The sequence below is a fragment of the Limosilactobacillus ingluviei DSM 15946 genome, assembly GCF_001435775.1.
In the GTDB taxonomy this organism is placed as follows: domain Bacteria; phylum Bacillota; class Bacilli; order Lactobacillales; family Lactobacillaceae; genus Limosilactobacillus; species Limosilactobacillus ingluviei.
The window spans coordinates 14,398-34,452 of record NZ_AZFK01000087.1 but is presented as its reverse complement, the minus strand read 5'-3'; the positions used below and the strand labels follow the sequence as shown (position 1 = coordinate 34,452).

The window sequence follows — 20,055 nt, the reverse complement described above, 5'->3', positions numbered from 1 at the left end:
ATTAAAGTGCTTCCTTACGGAGGTACAAAAAAAGCGCCAACGGAATTTCCGTTCGCGCCAATTAAGTTCCCGAAATTTGCTTAGCTCAAAATTCCGGTTCCCCAATCGGCAAACCGGTCACAACAACGCTTGGCATTGCGAGCTAAGATAACCATGCAAATTTCCTCCGTTTAATTAGTTGATCACAGTTTACCGGCTGGCGGTCAGCTTGTCAATCTTTTTTACTGATTTTTTGTTAGCTAACCTTTTAAACAATTTTTTGTCTGATGTATAATAACCACTATTCTAATGGAATTACGGAGGAAATGAAGATGCTCTACAATGCAGCCCTGGTTCTCGAAGGTGGTGCCATGCGCGGTCAGTATTCCGCTGGGGTTACCGACGCCTTTTTAAAGCACGGGATTGAATTTCGCAGTGTGATTGGCGTTTCCGCAGGGGCCCTGTGCGGGGCCCAATTTGTGGCAAAACAATACGGGCGGATGATTCACGTTAATACCACTTATCGTCATGATCCCAATTATATTTCCTTACGCCGGGCGCTAAAACGCCAACCGGTGCTCAACTTGGACTTTTTATTTGAAGACCATGGTTGGGATTGGCACAATTTTGATGAACGTGCCTACCGGCGGGCGGTCTCCCATTTTACCATTGTGGCGACAGCCCTGGCCACTGGTACCGCGGTGACCTTCACTGACCCGGTGGGTGAAGAACTTGAAGTTGCTTTGAAAGCTTCCAGCTCGATGCCCTTTTTTGCCACCCCGCAAATGACCGCCCAAGGCTTGTGTCTCGATGGGGGCTTGGCAAACTCGATTCCCTTTAACATTGCTCAACAACAAGGCTATGATAAAATCGTGGTGGTGCGGACCCGACCAAGTGATTATCGCAAGAAGCCAAGTGGCAAGCTGGTTGCCCAGATGTTTAAGCATACCTTTGCTGACTACCCGGCCTTTGTGAAAACCGCCTTGGCGCGCCCAACAATGTACAATGAGCAAGTGGCAAAGTTAAATGCACTCACCGCTGCTGGCCAGATCTTTTGTCTGGCCCCCGAACAAGCCGTAAAGGTCGGGCGCTTGGAAGGCAATACCAAAAAATTGACGCAGCTGTACCAGCAGGGCTTGGCCCAAGCGGAAGCGACCCTCCCGGCTCTTTTGGCGTACTTAACTAGGTAAACCATTTGACCTCTTTGGTGGCCTTTTGTACAATTTGGTTTGGAATGATTAATAAGTGAGGTCAAAATTATGAAACGTGTGGCAATTGTGGGGGCAGCTCGGACCCCGATTGGCAAATTGGGTGGGGCCTTAGCAACCCTTTCGGCCGTTGAACTTGGGACCATCGCCATTCAAGCGGCTTTGCAGCGCGCCCAAGTCGCCGTCAACCAAGTAAATGAAGTTTACATGGGGATGGCAATTCAAGCGGGCCAAGGTCAGAATCCGGCGCGGCAAGCGGCCATGCACGCCGGGCTACCTGAATCCGTTCCGGCAATGACTGTCAATGTCTTGTGTGGCTCGGGAATGCAGGCCATTTCCTTAGCTGCTAAGCAAATTCGGCTGGGCGATGCGCAAGTGATGGTTGCCGGGGGAATGGAAAGTATGTCCAATGCCCCTTATTTACTACCCAACGGCCGCTTTGGCTACCGTTATGGCAACGGTGAACTATTGGACAGTTTAACCCAGGATGGGTTGACTGATGCTTTTTATCACTATCCGATGGGGATGACCGCTGAAAACCTATTGGCTAAGTACCCAGTATCGCGGCACGACCTCGATGCGTTTGCTTTAGCCAGTCAAGAAAAGGCCCGGGCCGCCCAACAAGCCCAGCGGTTTGCTGATGAAATTGTGCCAGTGACGGTGCCGACCAAACATGGCGAGGTGACCGTTGCCGCTGACGAAGCAATTCGTGACACCTCCATGGCGGCATTGGCTAAGCTGCCCCCGGTCTTCAAAAAGGATGGTGACGTCACCGCCGGAAATTCATCGGGGCTCAACGATGGGGCCGCAGCTGTCGTCTTGATGGATGCTGAGCTAGCTCAAGCAACAGGGGCGCCGATTCTGGGCTATTGGCTGGATGGTAACCTGGTCGGGGTTGATCCGGCCATCATGGGGATTGGTCCCCTGCAAGCTTCCCAACAATTAATGGCCAAGCATGCGTTAACCGTGGCTGATTTTGATCTGGTCGAATTAAACGAAGCGTTTGCGGCGCAATCAGTTGTCACGATTCGTGAATTAGGCCTCGATGAAACCAAAGTCAACGTTAATGGGGGCGCAATTGCCCTTGGCCACCCGCTCGGTGATTCGGGGGCGCGCATTATTGTTACACTCTTGTATGAAATGCAAAAGCAAAACAGTCACCGGGGGTTAGCTGCCCTGTGCATTGGTGGCGGCATGGGGGCTGCGACCATTATTGAACGCAACTAAAAAGCCGGTTTTCCACGTTGGATGGAAAACCGGCTTTTGTGATTGGCTGGAAATTAGTTAGTAAAATTAAAGAGATCGGTTGACAGGTAGCGGTCACCACCGTCTGGCGCTACTGTGATCACTTTTTTTCCGGCCCCTAACTGCTTAGCAAGTTCAATCGCACCGTGAATATTGGCCCCTGCCGAAATCCCTGGTAAGAAGCCTTCCTGGTGGGCAACTTGTTGCGCCGTCGCAATGGCGTCATCACTAGCGACTTCAATCACGCCGTCGTAAACTTCTTGGCCTAAGGTTGCTGGAATAAAGCCCGCGGAGATCCCTTGAATCTTGTGCTTGCCCGCCTGCCCTTCTTTAAGGAGGGGGGATTCAGCTGGTTCGAGCGCGTAAACCTTTGCGTTCGGGTTGGCCGCTTTCAAAGCTTTGCCGACCCCGGTCAAGGTACCACCAGTTCCGACCCCGGCAACGAAGGCATCCGGGAGCTGCTCGGTCCCAAAGGCATTGATAATTTCTTGCCCCGTGGTGGCTTCGTGAATTGCGGGGTTAGCTGGGTTTTCAAACTGCATCGGCATGAAGTAGCCCTTGGTTTGGACCAGTTCTTCCGCTTTCGCAATGGACCCCTTCATCCCGTCAGCCCCAGGCGTCAGGATTAATTCCGCCCCGTAGCCTTGCATCAGCTTGCGGCGTTCCACACTCATCGTTTCGGGCATCACAATTACCAGGTGGTAACCCTTAGCGGCTGCGACCATGGCCAGGCCGATCCCGGTATTCCCAGACGTTGGTTCGACAATCGTGCCGCCGGGTTGCAATTGGCCAGCTTTTTCAGCTTGTTCAATCATCGCCAACGCAATCCGGTCCTTAACGGAACCGGCGGGATTGAAGAATTCCAACTTGACGTAAACATCCGCGGCCCCCGCCGGAACCACCCGGTTTAACTTGACGATTGGGGTTTGGCCAATTAGTTCTGTTACAGAGTTATAAAGCTTGGTCATGGTAAATCCTCCTTGTGAGCTGCTGCTTTATGCTGTGCGATTTGCGTTACCCAATTATTAAAGAAGTGCCGTTGGGTCGTTTCCCATTTAAACTGGGGAGCTTGCATGGTTAATGGATCAGCAAAGTAATGTTGCGGCTGGCGATACTCCCGTTCTGGGTGCGCGGTTATTTCGCGTTGGTATTCGGCCAAGAGGGCCTCGCGTTCATACTCTAAATGCGCGTACAAAAACAACTGTTGGGCCCGAGGATTTGAGACCAACATCAACCGGTGGTCCACCGATTCCGCATTTAATTGCAAGGCGGGGTGAGCCAGAATTTGGCGCCGGTTCATTTCGGCATAACGCGCGTGTGGCGCCCAGAATGTCGGTGGCAGTCCCGTTAAGACCGGGTGAGATTGATAAATTTGGTTAGCATAGACCCCAAAGTACTTCTGCGGCAAGGCGACCTTGTCAATCCCATACAAGTGATGCAAAGCCGCCATCGCGCCCCAACAAACGTAAAGTTGGGGCAGTGAATGAGTAACCAGTTGGTCGATTAACGTTTGTAATTCCGCCCAATAATCAACCTGGCAAAACGCCAAGTGCTCAATCGGTGCCCCGGTAATGATAAAGCCGTCCAACTTTGCCAATTCAATTTCACTTAACGGCGCTGCCAGGGCTTGCACACTAACCGGCACGGCGCGCTGACGGTAGTGCGAAACCGGGTAGAAAAATTCGGTTTGCACAGCAATGTTGGCCTGCTGTAAGACATACTCAAACCGGGATCGCGTAGCCGCGCGATCGTGCATTAAGTTTAAAATCCCAATTCGTAATGGTGGGTAAGCCACCCGCGGCACCTCCTTTTGGTTAGCTCTTATTGTAACTGATTCCCGCTTTACTTACAAATAAGAAGGATGAATTTTAAGCGTACCGGTGGGCAATTTTACCGCACACAGCAGCGATAATCGCACCTAATAGGTCATCGATAAAAGTATTGACGTGGTTGGCATCGGTATCATATTTCTTGATAATGCCGGATTTGACCCGGTCAACATAACCAAAATTTGTAGCGCCAATCGTGCCGTAAATATTTGCAATTTGCAAGGCCAGGGCTTCATCCACGCCAAAAACACCGAGATCGTGGGTAATAATGGATTGCAACGGTTCTTGAATTAAACCGGCTTCCGTCAACCGGTCTAATTCTAACGCCACCATCGCGTTGTTTAACAATTCCCGCTTGTGCAAAACGGTCAGCAGTTCTTCATAACAATCCGCTACGGTCAGGTCCGGCAAAAATTCTTTTTGCAGTTCATAGGCGTCGTTGGCTAATTCGTGGAGGTCAACCCCCCGCTTGGCTAAGGCTGTAGTGACGAATTCAAAAGCTTTGGTATCTGGGTACTTGTAAGTTTTACTGTCCATACTTAACTCCTTTAACTAGTGAACCCCCACAACCGAAGCTGCAGGGGCCAATGCTACTTTACAAACATCTTAAATTCTAAAAACAGGTCGTTGTACTCTTGATTTACTTTCTTCGGCAAGTCCCGGTAAACTTCCAGATGTTTCATCGTTTGCGCATCTGGATAGAAAGCTTGGTTGTGCGTGACGGCCTTTGGCAAGTACTTGCGCGCCGCTTGGTTGGGGGTCGCATAGCCAACGTAGTCTGCATTCTGGGCCGCATTCTTTGGTTCCAGCATAAAGTTCATGAAGGCGTACGCCCCTTTTAGATTCTTCGCTGATTTGGGGATGACAAAATTGTCAAACCAAATATTGGAACCTTCGGTCGGCACGACATAGTGCAAATGAGGATTGACGTCCATCATTTCAGCGGCATCCCCCGAGTAAGCAATCCCAATCGCTGCTTCGTCTTGCTTGAGATACATCTTCATTTCATCGGCCACCACGGCCCGGGTATTTTGGCTTAATCCTTGCAGTTTGCGTTCCGCGGCTTGGAGTTCCCCATAATTGGTGGTGTTGACGGAGTGGCCCTGGGTGATCAAGGCAATCGCCATCATATCCCGGGCACTGTCATAAACCATGACTTGATTGCGGTATTGTGGATCCCAAAGTTGCTCCCAGTGCTTTAGGGGGTGCGCAACCAATTTATCGTTATAGACAATGCCTAATGTCCCCCAGAAATACGGCACCGAGTATTGGTTGCCAGGATCAAAACTTTGGTTTAAAAAGCGGGGCGCCAAGTACTTCAAATTCGGCAGTTGGCGGTGGTCCAATTTTCGCAGTAAATGCTCTTTTTGCATCCGTTGGACCGTGTATTCACTAGGCACCACTAAGTCATACCGGGTGCCCCCCTGCTGGATTTTTGTTAGCATGGCTTCATTGGAATCAAACGTTTCATAATCCACCTTGTAGCCGGTCTGCTTCTCAAATTTTTTAATTAAGTTGGGATCAATATAGTCCCCCCAGTTATAAATTACCAGGGTTTTGCTGCCGGTCGCCCCGGCACTTTGTTTGGCCATTAATTGGTGATTCCAAACCAACAGGCCCGCAATGACCAAGCCTAGGGTCACTAACGCCGCGACTAATTTTTTCATTTGACGACGCCCCCTTTTGAACTTGGCTTAACGGAAAAACGATAATAAACATAAACCAATAACAATGAAACCAAAAACATCACTGTTGATAAGGCGTTGATTTCCAAATCAATCCCCTGCCGCGCGCGGGAATAGATTTCCACGGACAAGGTGGAAAAGCCGTTCCCGGTAACAAAAAAGGTAACTGCAAAATCATCCAGCGAATAGGTCAACGCCATGAAAAAACCGGCCTTAATCCCATCCATAATGCCGGGGATCGTCACTTGAGAAAAGGCCTGCCAACGGGTGGCGCCCAGGTCATAGGCCGCGTCCGTCAAGGATTGGGGTAATTCTTTAACCTTGGGCAACACCATCAAAACCACGATGGGAATACAAAAGGCAATGTGGGATAACAACACCGACCAAAAGCCCAGTTTAATCCCCAGGAAGGTGAAGAAAATTAAGAAACTCGCCCCGATAATAACATCGGGTGACACCATCAAAATGTTGTTTAGAACCAAGACATTTTGCCGCAAAGTGCGCCGTTTAATGCGTTCAATCAATAAGGCGCCACTAGTGCCGATCGCCGTCGCCAAGGTGGCGGCCAATAAGGCAATAATGATGGTGTTTAAAACAATACTGATCATCCGCGTATCAGCAAAGAGGGCCTGATAGTGGGTCCAAGAGAAATGGCGGAACCCATCCATCGTATCCCCCGAGCTGAAGGAGTAGTAAATCAAGTAAAAAATTGGCAAATACATGACCAGCAAGATTACGGTCAAGTACAACTTGCTCAAGGTTGACGTCTTTTTCACTTTGCCCGCCCTCCCTTCTTAGAATCATCGGTTAAGAGCATGACAATTAGCATGGCCACCACTAAGACCACCCCGATCGTCGACCCCATCCCCCAATTTTGGGTGGTTAAAAAGTGCTCTTCAATGGCCGTCCCCAGGGTAATGACCCGGTTTCCACCAATTAAGCGCGTAATCATAAAGAGGGACAGAGAAGGAATAAAGACGGCTTGGATGCCGGCAGCCACCCCGTTTTTAGTCAGCGGCCAAATCACCCGTCGGAAAGTCTGGAAGCGACTGGCGCCTAAATCCAAACTGGCATTAATCAGCGACGGCTTAATTGCCACAATGGCGTTATAGATGGGCAGGATCATAAAGGGCAGTTCAATGTAAGCGGCCACCAAAATAAAACTGGCGTCCGTAAACAACAATTGATGGCTGCCTAAACCAATGAACCGCAAAAAAGTGTTGATCGACCCCTTTTCACCTAAAATGCCAATAAAAGCGTAGGTTTTCAATAGGAGGTTAATCCAGGTAGGCAAAATTACCAACGCCAACCAAAAGTCGCGACTCTTAAACTGAGCGATGATATAGGCGACCGGATAGGCAATGATTAAGGTCAGCCCGGTAATTAAAAACGCGTACCAAACCGAGTTGAAGGTCATTTTTAAGTAAACGCTGGATTGGGCAAAATCCAGGTAGTTTTGGACCGTAAATTGCCCGTGGAGATTTAAAAAGGATTGATAAAAGATCAAGACCAGGGGAGCAATCACAAAGAGGGCCAGCCAAAGGTAGTATGGCAAAGCAAAAAAGAGGTGTTTTTTTTCACTCATGCTTCCACCCCCTGGTAAGATTCCAACCGCGCGTCAAACTCGGCTTGGGTTTCATTCTTCCGCATCACGTGGATGTCTTCAGGATCAAAGGTAATCCCAATTTGTTTGCCGACGGTCGTTTTGTGAATCGAATTGATTTTCCATTCGTGCCCATCCGTATCATGGACCATAATTTGATAATCAACCCCGCGGAAGAGTTGGGAATCAACCGTGGCGGTTAACTTGCCCTTTTCAACGGTCGTGATATCCAAATCCTCCGGACGTAAAACCACTTCAACTTGCTCGCCGGGGGTAATTCCCGCGTCCACACAAATAAATTCTTTGCCGTTGATAGCCACCGCAAAGTCGCGCACCATGGTTGCGGGGATGATATTAGACTCACCAATAAAGTCAGCTACAAAGTGATTAAGCGGCTCATCATAGATATCAACCGGACTCCCCGATTGTTCAATCAGGCCCTCATTGATGATCATGATTTGATCACTCATGGCCAAGGCTTCTTCTTGATCGTGGGTCACGAAAATAAAGGTAATCCCCAATTGCCGTTGCAGCTGGCGCAATTCGCTTTGCATTTCTTTACGGAGCTTGTGGTCCAAGGCCGAAAGAGCTTCGTCTAGCAGCAAGACTTTCGGTCGGTTGACGATCGCCCGGGCAATCGCCACCCGTTGCTTTTGCCCCCCCGATAATTCGTCCAATTCACGGTGGGCATAGCCAGCAAGGTGGACCAATGCTAAGGCTTCTTGGACCCGGAGTTGAATTTCTTTTTTCTTCATGCGCTTGAGCCGTAAGCCAAAGGCGATGTTTTCAAACACGTTTAAATTGGGGAACAGTGCGTAATCCTGAAAGACCGTATTGACTTGGCGCTGGTTGGCCGGTAGTTGATTGATTTGTTTGCCAGCGAAATAGATTGACCCGCCATTGGGGTAATCAAAGCCCGCAATCAATCGTAAAATGGTGGTTTTTCCCGACCCGGAAGGGCCTAGAATGGTATAAAACTTGCCTTCCTCAATTTCAAAATTGATATCTTTTAAGATCACGTTGTCCCCGAACTGCTTTTTAACCCCTTCAAACTTAAGAATCGCCAATCGTATCACTCTCCTTTGCAAACATTGTTCAAATCAATTTTAGTATAACAATTTTTCCCCTTGGTCCCCACTAAAGTGGTGTTTCAGGCGCCTGGTCCACCGCTTGCAACAACTGGGCCAATTGGGCGCGCTGGGCCGCGGTGAGGTTAGTCAACGCCCCAGCCAAAACATCCGTGTGATTTTTTAACATAAACGCTAATAAATCTTGGATTTGGCGTTGACTGCTGGTCAAAGCAAAGTCGCTGTCACCGCTTTCGACTGCCAATTGGCGTTCCGCTTTGATTAAGGCTTCGCTAAACAAGCGCATATCCGCCTTTTCGTTGTGCCACAAGACCACGCTGGCAAAGCGGCCAAACTGTTTGACGGCTTCTAAGGCGAGCTTAACTTCTTGCTCATCATTGGCATACGGTCCGTTAAGCAAGAAATCAGCCGGCATGGTTAAATCGCTGACTGGCGTTAAAGGATGGATCGCCAACAAATAATCATTGACGTAGTTATTAATAACCCCGACTAAAGCGTATGCCGGATCGGAATCCAAGCCGACTTGAGTTTCTAAATAGGCTTGAAAGGCCTTCAACATGAGCTCATTATCACTTCTTAACTGAGCAACGATCTTGGCAAAGGCAGGCTCACCAGCCGTTAACAAGCGGTACTGATCATAGCGTGCGTACGCTTGCCGCAAAGCCGTTGAATCTTCTTTCAGGCTGGCCGGCAAGAGAAATTCCGTCATTACCGCATCTGAAAGGTCCATTAAAGGATTGCCCTGGGTGGGCGTCGTTACTTGCTGGGCCAGTTCGACCGAGCATTGGCTTAGATTTTCAATCAAGTTTTCTTGTTCGTCTTCATCCAATAGGCCGCCGTCAAAATCGGCAATCATCGCTTGATACTCCCGCGTAATGCGTTCAAGACGAAAATCGTCAGTAATTTCAGGTGCCTCTTGAATAGTTGCGACCACTTCATTGGTGTAATGACGAATCTTGGTGGTGGCGAATTGAAAACCACCCAAAACCATTTGCAAGACGTGGGCAAACACCACCGGCGGCGCCACCCGTAAGTAGGTTGGCCCGGGAATTAAAATGGGCATCAACGAACGTTCATTAATGAACAACAACATTTCAATTTCCCCGAGGCGCGCCGGTTTGACATACCAATTTAACGCTGCCTGAGTGGGATGATTCCCAGTTGGTTTTGTGAGGGTAAATGCATTTTGATAGCTCTGACAGATCCTGAGCATTCACCATCCCCCCTTCCTTTATCTCAACTTACTAACTCTATCACACTTTCCCTATCAACGGGAGAATTCCCCTAAAAATCTGTTAGTAAAAATAAACCGCCGGGGATTTTTTCGCCCCCAGCGGTTTATTTGTTCAATTGGTTTGCTAGGCTCAACTGAATCAACTGTTTAGCCGCAGCGGCCACCGATTGGTCAGTTGCGGCCGCATAGCTTTTCAGCGCGGCGTATGTTTGCAAATCGGTCGGGCCCCGCCAGATGATTCCGGTTACTTGGCCAGGTTCTTTGTGGACTGATGCTTGGATCATTTTTAACTGTTTCCTTTCCCCCACAGGACTTGGCAAATTTGCCGCAAAATCGTGGGCTTTTGGTGTAACTGAATATGATTAGTCGCTGGAAAAATGCGTTGGTGGTAATGAACGTGCTTGTTTTTAATCAAGGAACGCAACATCTCTGATTGCACAATTGGGACCTCGCCGTCCGTGCCAGGTTGGGTTTGCCCCATCCAATTATAAAGGTAATCATCACTCCCTAAATGGGCGGTTTGAATCTGGTGGGTTAACTTTAAAAATTCTGGATCCACCGACCGTTTAAAAAGCGTTTGGGTGTACTTCGTTTTTGCCCCAAAGCTTTCATCAGTGGGCACGCCCAGCAAGATGACCTGGTGAAAATTAAGCTGGCGTTGCAGCTGGGGATTGGCAATGTACGCATGCAACCACTCAGTACCGCCATACGAGTGGGCCACCACGTTTAGATCATGAACCTGATAATCACGCGCCAACAGCAACAAGACCCGGGTCAGTTGTTTAACTTGCCCTTGGTAAGTGGGAGTATAATTCCACGTATACAATAATTGGATGAGCGGATTTTTAACCCCTTGGACGTGCCCCTTCACCGTTACTTTACCACTGGGAGCGACCCAGATCGTCATGGTGTGTTGCGCGTAATGGTGGCGCGCAGCGTAATCGATGAAGCGTTGGTAAGTCCAAGTATTGCCACCCCACCCGGGAATCAGCAAGGTTGGCACCTTTGTGGTTTGGACTGTGGGGGCAAACGTGGTGACGTTTGTAAACCGGCTGCCCCGCAACAAATAAGCTTGCACTGCCAAAGCGATCACTAAGATACTGATCCCGACCCGCCGAGCCATTTTTAACCATTGTCGTTGCATAATCTCGCTTCCTTAACGAGCGGCTGGGGTGACTAACCAAATAAGCGCGCCCAAAAGCCTTTTTTCTTTTTCTTTTCGGTTGGCGCCGGGGTTGCTGGTGTCGCTGGGGTGGGTTCTGCCGCCGGCTTAAGGTGTGGATCATCAATCCCAATCCACTTATAAAACGCCGGGGCCTTAATTTCAACAAATTTGCCAGTTTTTCCGTTGATGCCATCAACACAAAGCTCGACCGGCAAGGCATTTCGGTATTCTTCAACGGCATCGTTGCTAAAGCCGTTAAAGCTGTTTAACTTGGTAATATCAAAAATCAAACTATTCTTTTCGGCCCGGAAGCGGAATTCTTCTTCCTTGGCCAAGTACAGTTTGGCCCATTTGGCGCGGGTGTTTTCGCCAAAGTCATCGCACAAGCCGTCCGCAAAGTAAGCCGGTAGCGGCAAATCCGCTAACTTATAGTAATCTCGGAACAGCTTTCGCGTCATTGCTAGGAAGTCTAGTTGTCCAGTTTTGGCATCAAACATTCGCCATGGCGTCCCATCATCTTCTAGTAGGCTGGCCATCCGGACCACGAAGTCTTTAAACAAAACGTTATCCAGATCTTGACGGACCCCAAAAATGTATTTAGCGGCCGCCGCTTTCTTTTCCCCGTCAATGACCTTATCCAATTGCAAATAGTAGGTCCGCCGGGCCGTTTCCCGTTGCATAGTAAAGCCCGAATTGTAGTTGGTAGTCCCAATCAGGGGCGCCACGGGTTTAGGACTGTTTACCAATTGATTCATCGTGTCCACGATCAGCCGCCGACTGTACTGGTGTTGTTGGAAGAAGTAGGGTTCAATTTCATCGATTAGCACCGGATAGGTACTGCCCTGTTTCATGTAACTTTCCAAGGCCTGGACGGTTTTGGCCTTGCGTTGGTTAGCGTTCATTGGGTAAATGGTCCCAAAGTCGATCATCGACTTATCGGTCCCCCAGGTTAATTGATTAATGATCCGGAGTAACGTTGACTTGCCGGAGCCAGCACTGGCCCCCAGAATCAGGAAATTGGGGATGTCATTACCATCCTCAGGGTTCAAACTGGCCTTTTCCCGAATCTCCCACAAAAATGGCGCCGTAAACGCATACAGGATTGCTTCATAGAAGCGTTTACCGTATTCCGGCGTATAGTCAACCACAAATTGAGCGTAGCCTTCCATTACGGCTTCGATTTGCTGCAGGCTGTGCTTGATTTGAGCAATCGTTGCCAACTGGCCAAACGGAATCGGATAACTACCCGTATCATTGGGGGTATATAATCCCGTATGGTTATGGGTAATGTTGCGTTCCAAGGGACGATCATACAAGAAAGTAGTGTACTTCTTTTCGACGGCTAAATCTTGGGGCGATACGGCTGCTTTCATTTCATCTTGGATCTGCTTGGCGATTTGGGCACGCTCTTTGATTTTAGGCCGCGCTGCCCGGGGTGAGACGGCTTGCTTTTGCAGTTTCAAAACGATATCGCGTTGCTTAATGGCTTGCTCGGCCTGTTCTTGGTCTCGCGACCGATTTAAGGTGACGTTCCGCATACCCAGGGTGGTATCGGCTCGTAGTAATTGCCGGTCCAATTGGTGTTGTAAATCAGTGACCAATAAATCGGTCATTTCTTTTTCAACCAGCTGATCAGTCGCCTCATTGGCCAAAATGATCACACTATCCTGTTTAGCCTCCGGATCTGCCTGCTTGCGTTCCTTCAGCTGATTTTCGGCCATGGTCAGGAGGTGATTGGAGAAATAAGAAACCAGAACTGGGCGCAAGTCCAACTTAAAGTGTTGCAATAAGTTGTCATACAGGGGATCGTTGTCAAACACCAGAATTTCTTCAAACCGGTTGTAATTGGGGTCAAAAGACGGCTCCGTTAAATCAATCGATCCTAAGACCACCCGGGTTTGGCCGGTTTGCGGATTGGCCAGGAGGTAAAAACGGGAGTGCACCGCTTGGGCGGGCGCCATTTCCACTTTTAATACTCCCGCCAAGGCCATCACCTGTAATTGACTGGACAGTTGTAAAAACAGGCGGGTCGCCTCTTTATTGGCCACCGCAAGCATTGCCGTAGCCAAGGCATCCTTGGTAATGGTTTCCATTGAAGTATAGTGATGCGGCGATGAAGGTGACCCTAAGGCAATTTCCAGCTGCACAAACTCATTTAAATAGCGATTTAAAAACGCCGCACTCAACTGCCCCGTCACAGCCGTTAGTTGCGGGTAAGTCTGCGCATCAAAGATTTCGGAAATACTCATTGTTTGATTTTGGTGGTTATGTACCACGTGAATCCGTTTGTTTGCGGATGAAGTTTCAATTTCGGTTGCCATCACAACGCCGCTCCAATCATGATTTTTTACGTAAGCTATTACTTTAACTTTACTACATTTACCGGCGGGGCTCAACGTTTCGCCGCTGATGGCGGAGGTAAAAGAAAAAAGCGTGACCAAAAAGTCACGCCCGTAAAAGATTAATCCGACTGGTTTGCTAAACTGACTGCCCCAGTTGCGTAATTGATGCGAATGTTGCGTTGCACGTTCGGGACGAAAACATTAAATTGCAGGCTGCCGTCCTTACTTTTGGCTTCTAAATGCGCGCCCGCGGGTACTTTATTATTGCCATCATAGATATTCGTTACCCGGTAACGGACTTGTTTGCCCCGGTCCAGCGCTTGGCGAACCAATCCTTCGTAGTAGTTTTGCCCCGTGGCCGTTTGACTGCGGGCTTCATTGGCCCACGCCGTTTGGGTCGCAATATTTTTTGGATTGGCCTCCGAGGCATCGAAACCGCGGAGCCCCCCGACCAAGGCATACCCCAAGAGGTGGCCCCGATCATAAGCATGGCTGGGCCCATTGGTTAAATGGGTCGCCTGTAAGAAGCCAGCGGGCTTCCAATCGGTAGCGCCATTGCCAGTCTCACTGCGGTTCCGGTACTGCCGCGTGGTTTTGTTAAGCCACGCGTCTCCCTGCCAAGCACGACCAAGTTGGTCTAAGCGATTCACGGCGTAGGGTGCACTGGTAATGTTAGCCTTCAGTTTGGTTTGGTTATTATTGACAATAAACGCCCCATGGCCGTTCCAAGTTAATTCACCGCCCACTTGCTGCCGGACGGTTGGCGTTAAGACAGAACTAGCCAAGGTTTGGTTCGGCGGCGTCATCGAATTGCTGGTGGTTTGACTCGAACGTTGGTGCCAGCCCGTCGAAAAATTATTGATCAGCGCGGTTAGTTTATTCGAACTAGCCTGGGTTGTCGACTGGTTGCTGGTTGCCGCGTGATCTGTTGGCTGTTCAAACGCGGCCGCCACCGCGAACAAAATTGCGAAGACCACGAGCCAATGCCAAAATTTGCGGAATTTTCGTTTCATGTGCTTTCTCCTTTTGCCTTTCTTATTAACATTTTATCATAGCTAGGGGCCTTTGGAACGTTCATTCGCAAAAGAAAAAAGTGCCTTCCACTGGGGAACGACACTTTAAAAAATATTAAGCTTGGGCCTTGTGATTATGGCGTGCGAAGAACAAGGCGATAATCACGGCTAAGAAGATTACCCCGACCGAAACGGAAACGCGGGTATCCGGATTGATAAACATAAAGAGCACAATCACGGTTAAGGCCAACAAGGCAAAGTAATTGTAGTACGGGAACAGCGGAACTTTGAAGGGATGGTCGACTAAATCCTGCGGGTTTTGCTGGCGGTATTTTAATTCTGCCAATAAGATTACAAACCACGGCACCATCCCAGGCAAGACACTGGATGAGTAAACAATTACGAACAGGTTGGAAGAAGCCGAGTTAATTGAAGTTAAGACAAAGTTGACTACAAAACCCACGAAGATCCAGAACGAAATCGTTAAGATCGCGATGTTTGGCACCACCCGTTTCGACAACTTGCTGAAGAAGGCCGGCACTTCTTTGTCGACGGAGAGCTTAAACAGCATCCGGCTGGCGGAGTAAATCCCCGAGTTTGCCCCGGATAACGCGGCCGTCAATACGACGAAGTTAATGATCCCAGCGGCCCCCGTAATCCCAACCTTCGTAAAGGTTTCTACGAATGGTGAGCCAACGGCCGTTAATTGATTCCATGGGTAGATCGAAACAATTACAAAGATCGCGCCAATGTAGAAGATCAAAATCCGCCACAGCACGGACTTAACCGATTTAACAATGGCATGGCGGGGTGAAGCTGATTCGCCGGCCGTAATCCCCAGCAGTTCAACCCCTTGATACGAACCCGCAATCACGGCCATGGCAAAGACAAAGCCCTTTAAGCCATTCGGGAAGAAGCCCCCATGCGTCCAAAGATTACTAATGCCAACGGGGTGCCAATGGTTACCCAAGCCGACGGTGATCACTAACAAACCAACAATGATCATGAAGATGATCGTGACCACTTTGATCATGGCAAACCAGAATTCCAAGCGGCCGTACGCTTTAGCTGAGGCAAGGTTGGCCAAGGTCAAAATGACAATCATCACAATTCCGGAGATCCAATCCGGTAAATTCGGCCACCAATAATTAAGGTACTGACTCATTGCGATAATGTCAGAAATCCCCACAATAATGAATTGGAAAATATTGCTCCACTTGACCACGTAACCTGCCACCGGGTGAATATACTCAGCCCCGTAATCAGCAAACGAACCCGTCCCCGGCTTCAGGTAAACCAGCTCCCCTAAGGCCCGCATCACACCGTATAAGACCATGCCGACAAAGGCGTAGGCCAACAATACCGATGGACCGGCCCATTTGATCGTGGACGTGGCCCCCATGAACAACCCGGACCCAATCGTCCCCCCGATCGCAATCATTTCCATTTGCCCAGGCGTCATGGAACGCTTAAGCTGTTTTCCTTGCTTATCCATCAAAATCCCCTCGTTTCTTCTCTTGACGCTAAAAAGCCAGATCTTCCACCTCTTTGAAAACAATCGGCTGAAAGATCTGGCTTGGTTTGATTAACGCTATTTAATCCACCGCAAAATCCCTCAACCCACAAGTGTTGTTGTGGTTGAGGTGGAAGTAGTTTGGCTCGCAACAAATAAACTGACGTGACTTGACATGGCTACTTCCTCCTTTGGTGGTAATTTACGATTATTAGGATACCATTAGAAAGAACTCTTGACAAGTAAAAATGATAACTTTCTCAGAATTCCGTTACATTGAATGTAACACCCGCTCGATATCATCAACAATTTGTTCCGGCGTCAAGTGGTACCATTCGGCCAAGACTTCGGCAGGCACATTATCCGCAAATTCACGCGGCGCGCCAAAGTTAAGGGTTTTAATGTTGGTAGCCCCGAAGTAGCGGGCAATCATTTCGCCAAAGCCACCGCTTAAGTTGCCATCCTCCAAGGTGACCACTAAGTCGTGTTGTTCTTGCAAATAATGCAGGTCTTCACGGTCAATATTGGTTAATGATTTTGGATTGATCAGACTGGCATCAATGTTTAACTTGCGCTTTAATTGTGCCACAACTTCTTCACCCAGCGTCCAGAAATCACCCACGGCCATGACCGCGACTTCGCTGCCCTGGTGGGCAATTTCGTAATCAATGTTGCTGTAATCAGTTTGCGTCGCCGGACGGTGTAAGACCGCTTTTTCCGGTTGGCGGATGACAACGGGAACTTCAGTTTGTGAAATTGCCCACCGCAACATCGAAAGCATTTCTTCTACGCTGGTCGGGGCCAAGTACTCAATGTTTGGCAGGCTGCTAAGGTAAGAAATGTCAAAGCTGCCTTGGTGCGTTGCAGAACCGGCACTAATCGTTCCTCCCCGCACAATCATAACCACGGGGACACTGTTTAAAGCCATGTCGTGCACTAATTGGTCGTACGCCCGTTGCAAGAAGGTACTGCTTTCAAACACAACTGGCCGAATCCCGGCTTGAGCCATTGCCACCGCTGAGGTCACCGACATTTGCTCGGCAATGCCGACGTCAAAATAATGGGCTGGGTATTGCTTTTCAAACCGGTGAAGGTCAAAGGCGCCCGGGATCCCCGCCGTAATGGCCGCAATTGGGACCCCAGCTTCGACTTGCTGGAGTAATTCGTCAATAATCGCTGCCGAATAGGATTCTTGCGGTGCGGCTTGCCGATCTTCCCCACTGGTCAGATCAAACGGGGCGCGCCAGTGATAACGTTCGGGTGCTGCTTCAGCGGGGGCATAGCCAGCCCCTTTTTGGGTGACCACGTGCAAGACAATCGGGTGGTCAATGTCTTTAACGGCCCGGAAAGTTTCAATCATGGTGGCCAAGTCATTTCCGTCAGCCACGTAGCGGTAATCCAGCCCCATAAATTTGAATAAGTTGTTGGCACTTTGCCCGGCTGTTTTCCGTAACTCAGCCAACCCTTCGTACAGGCCCCCTTGGTTGGGGGCAATGGAATTCTGGTTGTCATTGACAACGATAATCAAGTTGGAATGGAGTTTAGCGGCGTTATTAAGGCCTTCAAAGGCCAGGCCCCCACTTAAGGAACCGTCGCCAATCACGGCCACCAGATTTTCCTGTTTGCCCCTCATATCCCGGGCTTGGGCCATTCCGACGGCTAACGCCACTGACGTCGAAGTGTGACCAATTTCAAAGAAGTCATGGTCGCTTTCTTCTGGTGCGGTAAAGCCGGTCACATCACCGTAATGGTCAGGATCTAAGAAGCCCAATTTCCGCCCCGTCAACATCTTGTGGGGGTAAGATTGATGGGAGACATCCCAAATTACTTTATCGTGGGGGGAATCAAACACGTAGTGAAAAGCCAGGGTGACTTCCATAATGCCCAGATTTGGCCCTACGTGACCACCAATTGCACTGTCCCGCTCCAAGACCAATTGGCGCATTTCCGTGGCCAGTTGTTGCAGCTGCGTTAAGTTTAGCTGCTTTAAATCTTGCGGTTCATTGATGTCATTTAATAAATAATCCGGGTGCAGATTCATATCGTCGTCTCCTTTATTTCCCTCCCCAGCAAATTAAAGACTGGGCAGTCAATTCTCAAACGAAACTTCATTAAAATCATTTTACAGCAATTTACGGATGAATGCGAAATCATTTTCCACGTGTGCTACACTGACTATAAATTGATCGAAAGAAGGACGTCTAATGGTATTATTTAAGACCGCAACTGAGAAGCTATCCCCAACACTGCCGCTAACGCCGGAGCAAGCCCAACTGATTAAGCAGGCCCAAGCATTCATCCAACAGCATCTAACCACGGGGCAAACCCCGGCGGTCTTAGTCATTGAAGGGGAAGCCGGGACCGGCAAAAGCGTTGTTTTGACGCACCTCTTTAATGACTTGCAGGTGGCCGCCCGTACCCAACCGGCCAGTGCGGTTTACCAAACCCAAAACCGCTTTTTAGTAAATCACCCCGAGGTCTTAAAGGTCTACCGTCAATTGGCTGGGACACAACCACACCTTTTGAAAAAAGATTTTCAGCGCCCGACCACCATGATTAACCAGCTCGAAAAGCACGATCAGCAATTAGATGTGGTTTTAATTGATGAAGCCCACCTTTTACTGTCAAAGCCGGATCACTATAATAACTTCTATCATGAGAATCAATTGTTGGAATTGATCAAGCGCAGTCAAGTGGTAGTGCTGGTAATCGATTTCCGTCAGGTCCTACGCATGAAGAGCCTCTGGACTCCCCGGCGCCTACAAAAATTGCTGGCCCCATATCCCCACTTGACCTTACGGTTGCAACAACAGCTGCGTATGCAGGCCCCAGCTTCCTTGGTAGACTGGATCAATCAATTTACTGACGGCAAAATTCAGCCGCTGCCCCCGCTAAACCAGACGACGTACGACTTTCGCATTTTTGATGACGCCGAAGCGATGCGGCAATTGATTGTTAAACAAAACCAACGGGTCGGCCTAGCGCGAATGTTAGCAACCTCCGGGTACCCTTCAACGCTGGATGGCGGCAAACACTATATCGAAGAAGGAGCATTTCGCCTGCCTTGGGATCAATATAATTTTACCAGCACGCCGTGGGCAGAATTACCAGCCAGCATTGATGAGGTTGGGTCCATCTATACCTGTCAAGGCTTCGACCTTAATTACGCCGGGATTATCATCGGGCCCATTTTTTATCAGGATCCCCAAACGGGCCAGCTGGCCGTTGACCTCAGTAAATATACTGACGTTGAAGCGTTTAAACGGCGGGCAGACTTAACCAATCCGCGCGAAATCAAACAGTTAAAGTTAACCATGGTGCGTAATGCACTCAACGTGATCTTAAAACGCGGCGTGATGGGTACCTATGTTTATGCCCACGACCCGCGCTTGCGGCGCACATTAATGGCCTTGTCGGCCGAAAGGAGTTAGATTAATGCATCCAACCAAATTAGATAAACGATTGTTAATGGGGCTGGGGCTTGGCCTGAGTTTTTTGTTTGTGGTGGCTTTACTGCATGATTTTGGCCCGGAAGTACACTTGTTATTGCACTATCATGCCGCAGACCGACCAGAGTTGATCAAGTTGGTACGGGCCCATGGTGCCCAAGATTTGATCTTCTTTTTGCTGTTAATTGGTTTATTGAACGCGGTTCCCGGGGCTTCCAATTCCTTAGTTTGTATTTTAGTGGGACTTTGCTACGGACCAGCAATTGGCTTGGCAGTTAATTGGTTAGGTAATGTCGGTGGCAATGTGGCTTGTTTTGGGCTGATTAAGCACCTCAGTTTCTCTAAGCACTTCCAGCAAAACCGCATCTTAACCAACCTAATGCAACATAAGCACCCGTTAGTTGGGTTGACCTTAGGCTATATGATTCCCATCGTGCCCAGTGTGTTAGTCAATTATGCTTGTGGCCAATTAAAGGTGTCGCGGCTACAGTTTTTGTTGATGGTCGCAATTGGTATGCTCCCCACCTCCGTCTTGTATGCTTTTGGGGGCGATGCAATTATGCACGGCGATTTAAAACGCCTTGGCGTAATCGGAATTTTGATCGTTGGGTTAGTGGCGCTACGCCAAGTTTTGGGGTGGAAACGGCATCGGAGTGCCAACTGAAGTGACTGCTGATAATTAGTGGTTGCTTTTTTATTTTA

The 20,055-nt window shown here is 49.1% G+C and carries 18 protein-coding genes; 4 read left to right on the top strand and 14 right to left on the bottom strand.

The features are described 5' to 3' along the window. Positions 1–311 precede the first annotated feature (311 nt). Together FC43_RS09815 and FC43_RS09810 are read left to right on the top strand one after the other, a co-directional pair. On the top strand, positions 312–1,169 hold the full coding sequence (locus FC43_RS09815) for a patatin-like phospholipase family protein (protein ID WP_056955519.1): 858 nt from the start codon (positions 312–314) through the stop codon (positions 1,167–1,169). A 69-nt stretch (positions 1,170–1,238) separates the two neighbouring features. Beyond that, complete coding sequence (locus FC43_RS09810) at positions 1,239–2,414, top strand: thiolase family protein (protein ID WP_056955518.1); 1,176 nt, start codon at positions 1,239–1,241, stop codon at positions 2,412–2,414. A gap of 53 nt (positions 2,415–2,467) precedes the next feature. On the opposite strand, the gene cysK is transcribed toward FC43_RS09810, so the two are convergent. From cysK to FC43_RS09740, 14 genes are all read right to left on the bottom strand, one after another. Beyond that, positions 2,468–3,400: a cysteine synthase A gene (gene cysK, locus FC43_RS09805; protein WP_056955517.1), complete on the bottom strand. Its 933-nt coding sequence runs from the start codon at positions 3,398–3,400 to the stop codon at positions 2,468–2,470. Continuing rightward, the gene (locus tag FC43_RS09800) at positions 3,397–4,257 is read right to left on the bottom strand and encodes a homoserine O-acetyltransferase/O-succinyltransferase family protein (RefSeq protein WP_268872366.1); all 861 of its coding nucleotides are present in this window, start codon (positions 4,255–4,257) and stop codon (positions 3,397–3,399) included. Before FC43_RS09800 ends, cysK begins: the two co-directional genes overlap by 4 nt. Before the next feature lie 43 nt (positions 4,258–4,300). Beyond that, a complete protein-coding gene (locus FC43_RS09795; RefSeq protein WP_056955516.1) occupies positions 4,301–4,798 on the bottom strand; it encodes a phosphatidylglycerophosphatase A family protein in 498 nt (165 codons plus the stop codon). A 53-nt stretch (positions 4,799–4,851) separates the two neighbouring features. Then, a complete protein-coding gene (locus FC43_RS09790) occupies positions 4,852–5,928 on the bottom strand; it encodes an ABC transporter substrate-binding protein (protein ID WP_019205505.1) in 1,077 nt (358 codons plus the stop codon). Next, positions 5,925–6,668 (bottom strand): ABC transporter permease, encoded by a 744-nt coding sequence (locus tag FC43_RS09785; protein ID WP_056955605.1) that lies wholly within the window; start codon positions 6,666–6,668, stop codon positions 5,925–5,927. The genes FC43_RS09790 and FC43_RS09785 overlap by 4 nt, the downstream gene beginning before the upstream one ends. Positions 6,669–6,718: 50 nt before the next feature. Next, positions 6,719–7,531 (bottom strand): ABC transporter permease, encoded by an 813-nt coding sequence (locus FC43_RS09780; RefSeq protein WP_019205507.1) that lies wholly within the window; start codon positions 7,529–7,531, stop codon positions 6,719–6,721. After that, a complete protein-coding gene (locus FC43_RS09775) occupies positions 7,528–8,622 on the bottom strand; it encodes an ABC transporter ATP-binding protein (RefSeq protein WP_040469854.1) in 1,095 nt (364 codons plus the stop codon). Before FC43_RS09775 ends, FC43_RS09780 begins: the two co-directional genes overlap by 4 nt. Before the next feature lie 64 nt (positions 8,623–8,686). Continuing rightward, positions 8,687–9,850 carry a hypothetical protein gene (locus FC43_RS09770; RefSeq protein ID WP_056955515.1) on the bottom strand — a complete coding sequence of 388 codons (1,164 nt, stop codon included), beginning with the start codon at positions 9,848–9,850 and terminating at the stop codon, positions 8,687–8,689. A 125-nt stretch (positions 9,851–9,975) separates the two neighbouring features. Next, positions 9,976–10,155, bottom strand: a complete 180-nt coding sequence (locus tag FC43_RS09765; RefSeq protein WP_056955514.1) for a hypothetical protein — start codon at positions 10,153–10,155, stop codon at positions 9,976–9,978. 2 nt (positions 10,156–10,157) lie between these two features. Then, entirely contained in the window at positions 10,158–11,015 is an 858-nt protein-coding gene (locus FC43_RS09760) for an alpha/beta hydrolase (protein WP_056955513.1), read from the bottom strand. Positions 11,016–11,047: 32 nt separating this feature from the next. Beyond that, entirely contained in the window at positions 11,048–13,357 is a 2,310-nt protein-coding gene (locus FC43_RS09755; protein ID WP_056955512.1) for a P-loop NTPase family protein, read from the bottom strand. 140 nt (positions 13,358–13,497) lie between these two features. Then, positions 13,498–14,391 (bottom strand): DNA/RNA non-specific endonuclease, encoded by an 894-nt coding sequence (locus tag FC43_RS09750; RefSeq protein ID WP_056955511.1) that lies wholly within the window; start codon positions 14,389–14,391, stop codon positions 13,498–13,500. 115 nt (positions 14,392–14,506) lie between these two features. Continuing rightward, entirely contained in the window at positions 14,507–15,886 is a 1,380-nt protein-coding gene (locus FC43_RS09745; protein ID WP_056955510.1) for an amino acid permease, read from the bottom strand. A 289-nt stretch (positions 15,887–16,175) separates the two neighbouring features. Beyond that, positions 16,176–17,945, bottom strand: a complete 1,770-nt coding sequence (locus FC43_RS09740; RefSeq protein WP_056955509.1) for a 1-deoxy-D-xylulose-5-phosphate synthase — start codon at positions 17,943–17,945, stop codon at positions 16,176–16,178. A gap of 163 nt (positions 17,946–18,108) precedes the next feature. On the opposite strand from FC43_RS09740, the gene FC43_RS09735 reads away from it, so the two are divergent. Together FC43_RS09735 and FC43_RS09730 are read left to right on the top strand one after the other, a co-directional pair. Further along, positions 18,109–19,335 (top strand): DUF2075 domain-containing protein, encoded by a 1,227-nt coding sequence (locus FC43_RS09735; protein WP_056955508.1) that lies wholly within the window; start codon positions 18,109–18,111, stop codon positions 19,333–19,335. Between the two features lie 4 nt (positions 19,336–19,339). Then, positions 19,340–20,017 (top strand): TVP38/TMEM64 family protein, encoded by a 678-nt coding sequence (locus tag FC43_RS09730; RefSeq protein ID WP_056955507.1) that lies wholly within the window; start codon positions 19,340–19,342, stop codon positions 20,015–20,017. Positions 20,018–20,055: the final 38 nt, after the last annotated feature.